The organism is Paraburkholderia sp., assembly GCF_035501035.1.
In the GTDB taxonomy this organism is placed as follows: Bacteria; Pseudomonadota; Gammaproteobacteria; order Burkholderiales; family Burkholderiaceae; genus Paraburkholderia.
This window is the reverse complement of record NZ_DATJWR010000330.1, coordinates 1-13448: the sequence shown is the minus strand read 5'-3', so window position 1 is coordinate 13448 and position 13448 is coordinate 1. Positions and strand designations below refer to the sequence as shown.

The 13448-nt window shown below is 63.2% G+C and carries 13 protein-coding genes; 6 read left to right on the top strand and 7 right to left on the bottom strand.

The annotated features are described in order from the left end of the window. The 3 genes from VMJ11_RS24605 to VMJ11_RS24595 all read right to left on the bottom strand — a co-directional run. On the bottom strand, positions 1-346 hold a 346-nt coding region (locus tag VMJ11_RS24605; RefSeq protein WP_325622660.1), incomplete at its 3' end, for an ABC transporter ATP-binding protein. 195 nt (positions 347-541) lie between these two features. Then, positions 542-1675 (bottom strand): polyamine ABC transporter substrate-binding protein, encoded by a 1134-nt coding sequence (locus tag VMJ11_RS24600; RefSeq protein ID WP_414694464.1) that lies wholly within the window; start codon positions 1673-1675, stop codon positions 542-544. An 85-nt stretch (positions 1676-1760) separates the two neighbouring features. Beyond that, entirely contained in the window at positions 1761-3095 is a 1335-nt protein-coding gene (locus tag VMJ11_RS24595) for a glutamine synthetase family protein (RefSeq protein WP_325622661.1), read from the bottom strand. Between the two features lie 451 nt (positions 3096-3546). Here VMJ11_RS24595 and VMJ11_RS24590 point away from each other — a divergent pair, with 451 nt between their 5' ends. From VMJ11_RS24590 to argE, 6 genes are all read left to right on the top strand, one after another. Further along, positions 3547-5052: an aldehyde dehydrogenase gene (locus tag VMJ11_RS24590; protein WP_325622656.1), complete on the top strand. Its 1506-nt coding sequence runs from the start codon at positions 3547-3549 to the stop codon at positions 5050-5052. Positions 5053-5090: 38 nt separating this feature from the next. Then, positions 5091-6482 (top strand): aspartate aminotransferase family protein, encoded by a 1392-nt coding sequence (locus tag VMJ11_RS24585; protein ID WP_325622654.1) that lies wholly within the window; start codon positions 5091-5093, stop codon positions 6480-6482. A 198-nt stretch (positions 6483-6680) separates the two neighbouring features. Continuing rightward, the gene (locus tag VMJ11_RS24580) at positions 6681-8042 is read left to right on the top strand and encodes an NAD(P)/FAD-dependent oxidoreductase (protein ID WP_325622652.1); all 1362 of its coding nucleotides are present in this window, start codon (positions 6681-6683) and stop codon (positions 8040-8042) included. Then, a complete protein-coding gene (locus VMJ11_RS24575) occupies positions 8042-8473 on the top strand; it encodes a RidA family protein (RefSeq protein WP_325622650.1) in 432 nt (143 codons plus the stop codon). The genes VMJ11_RS24580 and VMJ11_RS24575 overlap by 1 nt, the downstream gene beginning before the upstream one ends. A 10-nt stretch (positions 8474-8483) precedes the next feature. After that, on the top strand, positions 8484-9161 hold the full coding sequence (locus VMJ11_RS24570; RefSeq protein ID WP_325622648.1) for a DUF1028 domain-containing protein: 678 nt from the start codon (positions 8484-8486) through the stop codon (positions 9159-9161). Further along, the gene (gene argE / locus VMJ11_RS24565) at positions 9154-10317 is read left to right on the top strand and encodes an acetylornithine deacetylase (RefSeq protein WP_325622646.1); all 1164 of its coding nucleotides are present in this window, start codon (positions 9154-9156) and stop codon (positions 10315-10317) included. Before VMJ11_RS24570 ends, argE begins: the two co-directional genes overlap by 8 nt. Positions 10318-10416: 99 nt before the next feature. Here the strand turns inward: argE and VMJ11_RS24560 are convergent, their stop codons facing one another. The 4 genes from VMJ11_RS24560 to VMJ11_RS24545 all read right to left on the bottom strand — a co-directional run bounded on the left by VMJ11_RS24560 (position 10417) and on the right by VMJ11_RS24545 (position 13284). Further along, positions 10417-12159: a tetratricopeptide repeat protein gene (locus VMJ11_RS24560; protein WP_325622644.1), complete on the bottom strand. Its 1743-nt coding sequence runs from the start codon at positions 12157-12159 to the stop codon at positions 10417-10419. Positions 12160-12165: 6 nt separating this feature from the next. Continuing rightward, positions 12166-12372 (bottom strand): hypothetical protein, encoded by a 207-nt coding sequence (locus VMJ11_RS24555; protein ID WP_325622642.1) that lies wholly within the window; start codon positions 12370-12372, stop codon positions 12166-12168. 84 nt (positions 12373-12456) lie between these two features. After that, positions 12457-12912: a universal stress protein gene (locus VMJ11_RS24550; RefSeq protein ID WP_325622641.1), complete on the bottom strand. Its 456-nt coding sequence runs from the start codon at positions 12910-12912 to the stop codon at positions 12457-12459. Positions 12913-13161: 249 nt separating this feature from the next. Next, positions 13162-13284 carry a hypothetical protein gene (locus VMJ11_RS24545; protein ID WP_325622640.1) on the bottom strand — a complete coding sequence of 41 codons (123 nt, stop codon included), beginning with the start codon at positions 13282-13284 and terminating at the stop codon, positions 13162-13164. Between the last annotated feature and the right edge of the window lie 164 nt (positions 13285-13448).

Here is a 13448-nt window from a genome sequence, read left to right as displayed (position 1 = left end):
TCAGGCCAAACGCGACGTTCGACTCCACGCTCATGTGCGGGAAGAGCGCGTAGGACTGGAACATCATGTTGACGGGGCGGCGGTAGGGGGGCAGCGTCGCGAGGTCTTCGCCGTCGACGAAGATGCGGCCCGAGGTGGCGGTTTCGAGCCCCGCGAGCATGCGCAGCAGGGTGGACTTGCCGCAGCCGGAACTGCCGAGCAGGGCAAAGAGCTCGTTCTTGGCGATGTTCAGGCTCACGTTGTCCACGGCGGTGCTGTCGCCGAACTTCTTTACGACGTTTTCGATGCGGATGAACGAATCGGTCTTCGTCCGCGAAATGGGTTGGATGGTGGCGTTCGTATTCACAGTGTCTCCATGCCAGTCTGGCCGTTTGCCGCGCGGCGGATGAGCGCCGCCCTACGCGCCGCGCGCTTCAGGCGGGCGCGGTGTGGCGTATGGCAAACGGAAAGGGAAAAGTGGCTGCGCGGTCTGGCGCGATGGTGTGCCGGGGCGCAGCCGCAGGCCGCGGCCCGCGAGGCGAGCCGCGTTGCGCGATGCCGGTTAGTGCCCCGTCTTGAGCTGGGCCCACAGGCGGTTTTCCAACCGCAGGATGTTGGCGGGCAACGACTTTAGCAGCGTCATTTTCGAGAGCACATCCTGGGGCGGATAGACGCTCGTATCGTTGGCGACAGACGCGGTGACGAACGACCGGGCCGCAGTGTTCGGCGTCGGATAGAACACCTCGCTCGTGATGCCGGCGTTGACCTTCGGGTCTTCGATATAGTTGATCCACGCGAGCGCGGCTTCCGGGTGCGGCGCGTCCTTCGGGATCACCATGCTGTCGAACCAGATCAAACCGCCTTCCTTCACGTTCGAAAAGCGAATGTCATACGGGCGTTTCGATTCGAGCGCGCGGCGATGCGCGATACCCACGTCGCCGGACCAACCGAACGTCACGCAGATATCGTTGTTCGCGAGATCGTTGATGTAGCCGGACGAATTGAACTGCGTGATATACGGCCGGACCTTCTTGAGCGTGTCATAGGCGGCCTGGTAGTCGGCCGGGTTCGTGCTGTTCGGGTCCTTGTGCATGTACTGCAGCGTGGCGGCGAACACGTCCACGGCCTGATCGAGGAACGATACCCCGCAGCTCTTGAGCTTCGAAAGGTTGTCGGGATCGAAGACGAGCGCCCAGCTATCCACCGGCGCATTCGTGCCGAGCGCCTTCTGCACGGCCTGCACGTTGTAGCCGATGCCGTCGGTGCCGTAGGCATAAGGCGCCGCGTACTGATTGCCCGGGTCGGCGTCCGCGAGCATCTTCATGATGGTCGGATCCAGATTCGAGAGATTGGGAATCTTCGACTTGTCGAGCTTCAAATAGACGCCCGCCTGGATCTGCTTGGCCATGTAGTTCGAGGTCGGCACGACGATGTCGTAGCCCGAGCTGCCCGCGAGCAGCTTGGCCTGCAGCGTGTCGTCGCTGTCGTAGTTGTCGTACTTGACCTTGATGCCCGATTGCTTCTCGAAGCCCGGTATCGTGTCCTTGCCGATATAGTCGGACCAGTTGTAGACGTTCAGTTGCGTGTCGGCGGCGCTGGCCGGGGCGGGTTGCAGCGCGCCGAGGACGGCGACGGATGCAAGCGAGACCGCCGAAATTGCGGGGCGAATACGACACCAGTAAGGATAGCTAATCATCATGTTTCCCCTTGGGATAAGGAAGCGGACGCCGGTGTCCGCTAATGCTCGTGTGAAATCGGTCTGGATGTGAAACGGCAAGTTACTAGACGTGCAGCAGCAAATGTCTGCGCTCCCACGAACTGATCACGCGGAAGAACGCTTCGTATTCGGTTTCCTTCAGCGCGAGGTAGGCTTTGACGAACGACTCGCCCAGCATCTGCGCGATCGGCGCGCAGCCGCTCATCTGCGTGAGCGCCTCTTCGAGATTGCGCGGCAGCTGGTAACGTTGTTGATAGCCGTCGCTCGCGAGCGGCGCGCTCGCCTTGAGGCCCTGCGTCATGCCCAGATAGCCGGCTGCGAGCGTGGCGGCGATCGCGAGGTAGGGATTGCAGTCCACGCCCGGAATGCGGTTTTCCACGCGGCGCGCGGCCGGTTCGGAATGCGGCACGCGAAAGCCCACCGTGCGGTTGTCGTAGCCCCATTGCACGCCGATGGGCGCCGCGGTGAAACGCGACAGGCGGCGATACGAGTTGATGTAAGGGGCGAAGATCGGCATGAGCGCAGGCGTGTAGGCCTGCAAGCCCGCGATATACGAATGGAAGAGATCGCTCGGCTGGCCGTCGCTCGCGCTGAAGAGATTGCGGCCGGTTTCCGCGTCCACTACGCTCTGGTGCACGTGCATCGCGGAGCCGGGCTCGGCCTCCATCGGCTTGGCCATGAAGGTTGCGTACATCTGGTGGCGCAACGCGGCTTCGCGCACGGTGCGCTTGAAGAGGAACACCTGGTCGGCGAGCTTGAGCGGGTCGCCATGCAGGAAATTGATTTCCATTTGTGCCGCGCCGATCTCGTGAATCAGCGTATCCACTTCGAGATCCTGAATATCACAGTACTCGTAGATGTCTTCGAACAAGGGGTCGAATTCGTTGACGGCTTCGATCGAGTACGACTGGCCGCCGGTTTCGGGGCGCCCCGTGCGGCCCACGGGCGGTTGAAGCGGCAGGTCCGGGTCCTTGTTCACATCGACGAGATAGAACTCGAGCTCGGGCGCGACCACCGGCTTCCAGCCTTGCTCGCGGTACTTTTCGAGCACGCGGCGCAGCACGTGGCGTGGCGAGATCGCCACCGGTGTGCCGTCGAAATGCATGCAGTCGTGTATCACCTGCGCGGTGGGGTCGGTGGCCCACGGAATGATGCGCAGCGTGGAGGGGTCGGGTACGCAAACCATGTCGGGATCGGTCACGCCGGTCAGCGTGCCGTCTTCGGGATAGTCGCCGGTCACGGTCTGGATCATCACGGCCTGGGGCAGGCGCATCGATTCGCCCGCTTCGAACTTGCTGCGCGGAATGATCTTGCCGCGTGCGATCCCGGCCATGTCGGGAATGATCGCCTCGATTTCGGTCACGCGATGCTTCTTCAGGAAATCATCGATCTCGTGCATGCCGCTGCTTTCATCCATTCGTGATCACCGCCGCTTGGGGTCGTACGGGCCGCACTGGCGGCCCGACGCCGGTTGGTTCAGGAGAGCGCAAGGCCTTGTACAAAGCGCTGCGCATCGAACGACGGCTGAAGCGTAGCACCGGCCAATGAGGGGTAAAAAAATAGTTTTTCTACTCCATGTATAGATTTTGGCTATACAAAGAACGCAGCGGACAAAGGGAAATGTAAGGTGCAACATGTGATGGCCAGATGGTTATGGCGAGCAGCATAGGAAAAAGCAATGCACTAGCCAGAAATTCCGTTCTTTATGTTCTTTTTTTGCCCAGGCAAAGTGCGGTCGTGCCTGGTTGTGCTGTTCGGCGGCCGCTGGGCTTCGACCAACAAGATGGATCGCATCGATTTCAGGCGAAGGGCCATGCAAACCTTCGTCGTCGCCAAACCGGAGATATTTCGTGAATCAACCATCAGCAACGGTGCGCGGCTATGCCGACTGGCAGCGACTTGCCGCGGACATCTCGCCGAGAACGCATGCCCATATAGGCGGCCGCTTCACGCCCGCACGAAGCGGCAAGACCTTCGCGGCCGTCAATCCGGCCACGGGCGCGGTAATTGCCGATGTGGCCGCCTGCGAAGCCGCCGATATTGACGACGCCGTGCGCGCCGCGCGCGCCGCGTTCGAATCGGGCGTGTGGTCGCGGGTGGCGCCCGCCGAGCGCAAGCGTGTGCTGTGCCGCCTGGGCGAACTGATCGCCGTTCATGGCGCCGAGCTTGCGCTGCTCGACTCGCTCAACATGGGCAAGCGCGTGGCCGACGCGTTCGATATCGACGTGCCCGCGGCCAGCAGCCTGTTCTGCTGGTACGGCGAAGCGGTGGACAAGCTGTCCGGCGAAGTGGCCGCGACCGATCCGGGCAATCTCGCCATCGTGACCCGCGAGCCGCTCGGCGTGGTTGGCGCGGTCGTGCCGTGGAATTTCCCGCTCGACATGGTCGCGTGGAAGGTCGCGCCGGCGCTTGCCGCCGGCAACAGCGTCGTCCTCAAGCCTGCGGAGCAGTCGCCGCTTTCGGCATTGCGTCTGGCCGAACTTGCGCTCGAAGCCGGCTTGCCGCCCGGCGTGCTGAACGTCTTGCCGGGCTTTGGAGAAACGGCCGGGCGCGCGCTCGGCCTGCATCCCGACGTGGACGTGCTCGCCTTCACCGGCTCGACGGCAGTCGGCAAGAAGTTTCTCGAATACGCCGGGCAGTCGAACATGAAGCAGGTGTGGCTCGAGTGCGGCGGCAAGAGTCCGAATCTGGTTTTCGAGGACACGGACGACCTTGATCTCGCGGCACGCAAGGCCTGCTTCGGCATCTTCTTCAATCAGGGCGAGGTGTGCTCGGCGAATTCGCGGCTGCTCGTGCAGCGCTCGATTCACGACGCGTTTGTCGAGCGGCTCGTCGCCCACGCGCGCGACTTCTACCCGGGCGATCCGCTCGATCCCGCGAGCGGCATGGGCGCGATCGTCGATCAGGTCCAGCATGCACGCGTGCGCGAGTGGATCGAGCGCGGGCGCCAGAGCGCGACGCTCGCGGCCGGCGGCGGCGCGCCACTGGTGAACGGCAAGGGTCTGTTCGTCGAGCCCACCATCTTCGTCGACGTGAAACCGGGCGATGCCATTGCGCGCGATGAGATCTTTGGCCCGGTGCTCTCGGTGCTCGCATTCGACACCGAGGACGAAGCGGTGCAGCTCGCGAACGATTCGATCTACGGCCTCGCCGCTTCGCTGTGGACTGGCAGTCTCGCGCGCGCGCATCGCGTGTCGGGCCGCCTGCGCGCGGGCACGGTTTCCGTCAACACGGTCGATGCGCTCAGCGCGCAGACGCCGTTCGGCGGCTTTGGCCAATCGGGCTTTGGCCGCGATCTGTCCTTGCACGCACTCGACAAGTACACCGGCCTCAAGACAACCTGGATCACCTGGTGAATTCGCCAGATCCGCAACATTTCCTGGAGCTTCGAAAAATGAATGCACACGACTTGCCGCAGCGCACGACACGTGACTATCAACAGAGCGATGCCGCGCACCACCTGCATGCGTTCGTCGATCAGAAAGCCCTGAATACTGAAGGGCCCCGCGTGATGGTGCGAGGCGCCGGCGTCCACCTCTGGGACAACGACGGCAATCGCTATCTCGACGGCATGTCGGGCCTCTGGTGCACCAACGTCGGGTATGGCCGCCAGGAACTGATCGACGCCGCCACGCGGCAGATGAAAGAACTTTCGTACTACAACATGTTCTTTCATACCACGCATCCTTCGGTCATCGAACTCTCGGAAAAGCTGTTCGCATTGCTGGGCGGGCGTTTTAGCCACGTCGTCTACACCAACTCGGGCTCTGAGTCGAACGAGGTGCTGATCCGCACCGTGCGGCGCTTCTGGGACGTCATGGGCAAGCCGGAAAAGAAGGTGTTGATCGGGCGCGTGAACGGCTATCACGGGTCGACGGTCGGCAGCGCTTCGCTGGGCGGTATGGCGTTCATGCATGAAATGGGCGATCTGCCGATTCCGAATATCACGCACGTCGACGAGCCTTACTGGTACGGCAACGGCGGCGATCTGAGCCCGGAGGCGTTCGGCAAGGCCGCCGCGCTCTCGCTCGAACGCAAGATCCTCGAACTGGGCGCGGACCGCGTCGCCGCTTTCGTGGCCGAGCCCTTCCAGGGTGCGGGTGGGATGATTTTCCCGCCGGAAGGCTACTGGCAGGAGATCGAGCGTATCTGCCGTCAATACGACGTGCTGCTCTGCGCGGACGAGGTGATCGGCGGATTCGGGCGTACCGGAGAATGGTTCGCACACCGATATTTCGGATTCGAGCCCGACCTGATCTGCATTGCCAAGGGGCTGACGTCGGGCTATGTGCCGATGGGCGGGCTCATCATGAGCCGGCGTGTGGGCGAGGCGCTCGTGGAGCAGGGTGGCGTCTACGCGCACGGACTGACGTATTCGGGTCACCCGGTGGCCGCCGCCGTGGCGCTCGCGAACCTCGACGTGCTCGATCGTGGAGGACTCGTCGAGCGCACGCGCACGGATACCGGCCCGTACCTCCAGAAGGCGCTGCGCGAGGCGTTTGCCGATCATCCGCTCATTGGCGAGATTCAAGGGGCGGGGGCGGTGGCGGCGATCCAGTTCGCGAAAGACAAGGCCACGCGCGAGCGCTTCTCGAACGAAGCAGATCTGACCTGGCATAGCCGCACGGTTGGTTTCGAACTTGGCGTGATCGTCCGTTCGACGAATGGCCGCTTGATCGTCGCGCCGCCGCTCGTGATCGACCACGCGCAAATCGATGAGCTGGTCGACAAGATGCGCCAGGCAGTCGATGCGACTGCAAAAGCGATGGCCAGCGGAGGCGTTTGAGGGCACACCGCGCGCCACGGCATGGCCGTGGCGCCGCCCGATGCGCCATGGCGCTCGAGCGCCACGATCATGAGAGGCGAGCCGGAAGCGTTTCTGACCGGCTTCGTCATATGGTTAGACATGCAAAATAATTGGGCTATCTGGAGCGATGACGCCGAAGGCGCAAACGACCCGAATCGCCTGCAGAAGGAAACAGCCATGAAGAATGAAAAGGTATCGGTAGATACGCTCGTGGTGGGCGCCGGCCAGGCCGGCGTGGCCATGAGCGAGCATTTGACGAAGCTCGGAATATCGCACCTCGTTCTGGAACGAAACCGCATTGCCGAACGTTGGCGCACCGGCCGGTGGGACTCGCTCGTGGCCAATGGGCCGGCCTGGCACGATCGCTTTCCGGGCATGGAATTCGAAGGTTTCGGTCCGGACGCATTCGTGCCCAAAGAGCGTATCGCGGACTACTTCGAGGCGTATGCACGGCGTTTCAATGCGCCGATCCGCACGGGCGTGGAAGTGACGAAAGTCGTGCGCAATGCGGGTCGCCCGGGCTTCAGCGTCGAGACCAGCGAGGGCGTGATCGAGGCCGCGCGCGTGGTCGTCGCGACTGGGCCGTTCCAGCGCCCCGTGATTCCACCGATCGCGCCCAGTAGCGCGAACCTCATGCAGATCCATTCCGCCGATTACCGCAATCCGCAGCAGTTGCCCGAGGGCGGCGTGCTCGTGGTCGGGGCTGGCTCGTCGGGGGTGCAGATCGCCGACGAGTTGCAGCGCGCGGGTAAGCAGGTCTATCTTTCGGTGGGCGCTCACGATCGTCCGCCGCGCGCCTACCGCAATCGCGACTTCTGCTGGTGGCTGGGTGTGCTAGGCGAGTGGGACGCGGAAACCGTGGTGCCGGGCAAGGAGCACGTGACGATTGCCGTGAGCGGCGCGCGCGGCGGCCATACCGTGGATTTCCGCAGGCTGGCCTGGCAGGGCATCACGCTCGTCGGTCTCACGAAGTCGTTCGATGACGGCGTCGTGAGGTTCGAATCCGATCTCGCGTTCAATCTCGCGCGCGGCGACGAAAACTATCGCGCCCTGCTGGATGCCGCCGATGCCTGGATTGCGCGCAATGGGCTCGATCTGCCGGAGGAGCCCGAGGCCCGCGCGACGCTGCCCGACCCCGATTGCGTCACCTATCCCATTCTCGAACTCGATCTGGCCGCTGCCGGCATCACGTCGATCGTCTGGGCAACGGGCTACGCCGTCGACTATGGCTGGCTGCAGGTGAATGCCTTCGATGCAAAGGGCAAGCCACGGCATCAGCGCGGCGTGTCGAGCGAGCCGGGCATCTATTTTCTGGGGCTGCCATGGCTGTCGCGGCGCGGGTCGGCGTTCATCTGGGGCGTGTGGCACGACGCGAAGCACATTGCCGACCATATCGTCACGCAACGCAAATATCTCGCCTATCGCGACGCGACGCAACGCGAGGAGGCGGTCGAGGAAGCAATCGAGGAAGTGCGCGCGCCCGCCCTTGGGTGCCGCACTACGCAGGTTCAAAACGTCAATGGAATGGGAGTTCTCTGATGCCTACGCATACGCGCATCCGCATGTTCAATACCAAGGATACCTATCCAAACCAGTCGCTGGACAACGATCTTTGCCAGGGCGTGCGCGCCGGCAACACGGTGTATCTGCGCGGTCAGGTCGGGACTGACTTCGAAGGGCGGCTGGTCGGTCTCGGCGACCCGCGTGCCCAGGCCGAGCAGGCGATGAAGAACGTCAAGCAGTTGCTCGAAGAAGCAGGCAGCGATTTGTCCCATATTGTGAAGACCACGACGTACCTGACCGATCCGCGTTATCGCGAGCCGGTGTATCAGGAGGTCGGCAAATGGCTCAAGGGCGTGTTTCCCATTTCCACCGGCCTCGTGGTGTCCGCGCTGGGCCAGCCGCAATGGCTCATGGAAATCGACGTCATCGCGGTGATTCCGGATGGCTGGCAGCCGCAGCGCAATTGAGGACTCCGTCATGACATTTTCAATCGTCGGGCGCTGCGCACAAAGCGGGCAGCTTGGCATTGCCATCAGTTCGTCGAGCATCGCGGTCGGCGCGCGCTGCCCGTGGGCGCGCGCGGGCGTTGGCGTGGTGGCGAGCCAGAATGTCACCTTGCCCGCGCTCGGTCCGCAGATTCTCGATCTTCTGGATAACGAACGGATTTCGCCGGCCATGGCCCTGGAGCATGCGCTCGCCGCCGATTCCGGTAGCCAGTACCGGCAGGTGACGGTGATCGACGGCGAGGGCCGTACGGCGTTCTTCAGCGGCGCGCAGGCGCTTGGCGTGTACCACGCGGTGGCCGGCGAGCAATGTGTCGCCGCGGGCAACATGCTCGCTGGCGCTAACGTCATCGACGCCATGGTCGAAGCATTCGACACCACGCCGGGCGCACTCGCCGATCGCCTGCTCGCGGCGATGCACGGCGCGATCGCGGCAGGCGGCGAAGCCGGGCCAGTGCATTCGGCCGCGCTCAAACTGGTGGGCGACGTGACCTGGCCGATTGTGGACCTGCGGGTCGACTGGGCGGATGCACACCCCATCGCACAGCTAGATCGGCTTTGGCAGGCCTATCGTCCGCAAATGCAGGACTATCTGACCCGTGCGCTGGATCCGACTGCCGCACCAAGCTATGGAGTCCCAGGGGATGAATGAAGCGTCGAGCCGTGCACTGCTCGAGCGGCTGATCGGCTTCCCTACGGTCAGTCGCGATTCCAATCTGGCGTTGATTGCATTCATTCAGGAGTACCTCGCGAATCTTGGCGTGGAATGCGAGCTTTTCCATAACGCCGATCGCACCAAGGCGAACCTGTTTGCCACGATCGGGCCGCGCGACCGGGGCGGTGTCGTGCTTTCCGGCCATACCGATGTCGTACCGGTGGACGGCCAGGCATGGTCGAGGGAGCCGTTCCGTCTGACCGAGCGCGACGGCCGCCTGTACGGTCGCGGCACGGCCGACATGAAAGGTTTTATCGCCTCGGTACTGGCGGCGGTGCCGGGCTTTCTCGGGAAGGAACTGAAGATTCCAGTGCACCTTGCGTTCTCGTATGACGAGGAAGTGGGATGCCTGGGCGTGCGCCCGATGCTGGCTGAACTGGCGAGGCGCCCGAACAAGCCGGTGCTTTGCCTGATCGGCGAGCCAACGGAGCTCAAGCCGGTGCTGGGCCACAAGGGAAAGCTCGCTATGCGCTGCCATGTGAAAGGTGCGGCGTGTCATTCCGCGTACGCGCCGTATGGCGTCAATGCGATCGAGTATGCGGCGAGGTTGATTGGCCGGCTGGGCGAGATCGGAACGCAACTGGCGCGCAGCGAATATCACGATTCGCGCTTTGATCCGCCGTATTCGTCCGTGCAAACCGGTCTGATCAAAGGCGGACGCGCATTGAACATCGTGCCCGCCGAATGCGAATTCGACTTCGAGGTGCGGGCACTGCCCGATTTCGACGCCCAGGAGGTTGCGGACAAACTGCAACGCTATGCCGAGAGCGAGTTGGTCCCGGCGATGCGGGCGACGCACCCGGACACCGGCGTGAGCTTTCAGCCGCTGAGCGCCTATCCGGGCCTCGCGACGGAACACGATAGCGAGGCGGCGCGACTGGCGGCACTGCTGAGCGGTTCCACCGAGTTCGGAACGGTGTCCTTCGGCACCGAGGGCGGGCTGTTCAAACAGGCGGGTATCCCCACGCTCGTTTGCGGACCCGGCAGCATGGACCAGGGGCATAAACCCGACGAATACCTGAGCGTGCAGCAGCTCTCGGGCTGCGATGCCATGTTGGCGCGTCTCGGCGACTACCTGCGGCGTGTCGACTAGCGGCGCAGGCTTTCAAGTATTGGAGTCACGACGCGCAGCGTTCCAGGGGGCAACCGATGGCAGCGCCGGTTGGCGGCGTCCTGGGGCTTGCCACGCAAGCTATTGCGTCCGCGTCGAATCCATCAGCTCGTCGGCTTCGTGTTTCAATTCGTCGCCTTCGGCCGAACGTTGCGTATGGCTGAGCAACGCGGCCAGATTCCGCAACGTGCGTGCTTCGTCTTGCCGCCAGGTCAATGGATCGTCGTGTGCGAGTTTGCGATACAGATCCAGCGCACGGCGCCATGCGTCTTCCGCTTCGCGCGGCCTGCCCGTGCGGCTGTAGAGCACGCCCATATTATTCAGTATCCGCGCCTCGTCAGGCTGGTACGCGGCAGGCGCGTCGCGCGAAAGCGAGTGAACGATCTGCAGCGCCTGCTGATACGCCTGCAGTGCCTTGGCCGGCTGCTGTTCGAGGCGATACAGCACGCCCAGGTTGCCGAGCGTACGCGCGAGGTCGGGCTGGTAAAGCGCGGGGTTCTCGCGCGCGAGATTTTGGCGGATGTCCAGCGCCTCCCGGTAAGCGTGCTCGGCTTCGGGCAGCCGCCCGCTCGCGCTGTACAGGTTCCCGAGGTTATTGAGTGTGCGCGCAAGCGCTGGACGCCAGGCGGCGGGATTGTCGTGTACGAGTGCGCGCTCGATGCCGAGCGCTTCGAAATAGGCGCGTTGCGCGTCCTGCGTTTGCTGCGTCGCACTGTAGAGGATGCCGAGATCGTTGAGCGTGGCAGCGACCGCGGGCCGGTATGTGGCCGGGTCCTGCCGGGCCAGTGCGCGGTCGAGGGCCAGGGCTTCGCGCCATGCGTCTGCCGCTTCCTGCAGACGTTGTGTGTCGCGATAAAAGGTGGCGAGGCTGTCAAGCGTGTCGGCCACTGCGGGACCGTACGCCGAAGGCTCCACACGCGCGAGCGCCCAGTAGATTTCGAGCGCGTGCAGCCATGCGGCTTCGGCTTCCTTCTGCTGCTGCCGCATCACGTACAGACCGCCAAGCTTGCCGAACGTACGCGCAATGGACGGCTGCCACGAGGCGGGCTTCTGACGGGCAAGCATCCGGTACTGATTCAGCAGCGCGCGATACACCGGCTCTGCGCGCTCGGGTTCATGCTGCACTAGCAGCGTGTCGGCGAATGCGCCGGCGATGTCCGTATCGTCGGGTTGCAGCGCATAGGCTTTCGCCAGGTAGGGTAGTGCGTTCCATGGCATGAAGCGAAGCAGGTCGATGCTCGCCGCTTCGTAGTTGCGGGTTGCGGCTAGTTGGGCGGTATCGGGCGCTTGCGCGATGAGCCGCATGAGTAGCGCAAGGGCGTTGTCCAGATCGAGGCGCCTCGCGGCTTCGCTGAGCTGAAGTTCGTTGGGATCCGCGCTGTGTGTGATCGACAACCTGCGCAGCAGGTTTTCATAACGCGCGCTCCATGTCGATGCTTCGGCCGTGGCGCCGAAATCGCTGTGCGTCCTGATCTGCGATGCGAGGCCTTCGAGGATCGGTTCGAAGTTGACGAACGCGGAGTCGTTTGCGGTTTCGCCGTGGTCTGTCTGCGCGTAGACCGCGTGCAGCATTACATTGGCTGCCCTCGCCAGCGCAACGCGCTGAGCGGCGGAGAGCCCGTCGCGCTTCACCGCGCCATTCAGGCGTTCGGTGACGCGCGCGAGCGCGGGGGCGGAGACAGCACAGCGGGTCCGTACTTCGAGTCCATCCCTCACGTCGATCTCGGAGAACGACGGCACGCACGTACCAGCCACGCCCGCAGCGGCGCAAGCCGTGGATAGCACGGCCATGGCGATGCCGGACAGGATCTTGCCCGTATTCATTTCCAGTCAGGCGTGGCGGGTTATCGGGACGGCGTTGCGCGGCGCTTCGCCTGGAGCGCCGCGCCAGTTCAGCCGGTTTGATCCGATCAACGCGCAATGATCCGTTGTCTGGCGCAAAGCGATCGCCCCAATATCGGATTGCCGGAAACGACGTACGACGGCTTCATGGCTGATCCCGAAACGCCACGCAGGCCTGGCGATCGTTGACATCATCGCCGTGTCGAACTTCCGGGGCAGCCCCGGTAGCGACGGTCGTATTCGGCCAAGACGGACGCTCCTCTGCCGAGGATCCTGTGGTTAGCCCTTCTCCCGGGTTTCGATCAGCACCGCACAGGGCGACTTGTCGATGACTATTCCGCAGGTCGACTTGTTCGCCCAGCGGCGTAGCCGTGACAAATGGTGATGTCCCATCACAATGACTTCGGCAGTCAGCTTCCGGGCCTGTTCGATGACGACTTCGGGCGGATCTCCCGCGCAGAAGTGCTGCTGCACCGTAACGTTCCGCTCGGCAAGCTGTGCCGCTGCTGCAGCGAGGATGGATTGCGCGGAACGCGTCTGCGTTTGTGCGCACGGATAGTTCAGGCCATCGGGCGCGATACCGTCCTCGCAACCGGGAGGCAACGCATAGGATGGGTCGACAACGCATAGCAGATGTACGGTTGCCGAACCGGGCGCCGCCACGCGACTGGCCAGGTCGACGACGTGAGCACTCTGCGGTGAGCCGTCCAGCGGAACGAGGAGGATATTGAACATGGTCGGACATAACCCTCGAAAATCGATTGGCATGCACACTAAAATCGCCGCCAGGAAGCGCAATACGCACATTGCGGAGCGGTGAAAGTGCCCGGAATATGCGAATGGGGACTCGTAGCTGCGGGGCTCCCCACATATTAATCCGCCCGCAATAATCCACGTGCACTTCTTCCGCTGCAAGTCCAAACCGTATGGAGAACGTCTCTGCACACAGGACAAGCTCTGTACGAGGCCCTCGCATTGCTTCCATCAGTTATAGAACGTTGCGACGCTGGCGCTCATCTTCTTGCACGCGTCCACGACCACTGCGCCCAGTTTCGCCTGCTTCAATACCCGTACGATCTGCTCCTCGGCGTGCTCGCGCCTCCACACGGCATGACCTTCGTCTTATCGGGGCCCGTATGATGCCGTCGCCTCTGGATTTGGTCCAGTCTAGTGGGGCGGCGTCGTCGGATAGGACGGAAACGACTGATTCGTGCCAAAAATTAGGAATTGTCCTATTAAGTATGCGATTACCGTCTTTGATAATTCGCAAC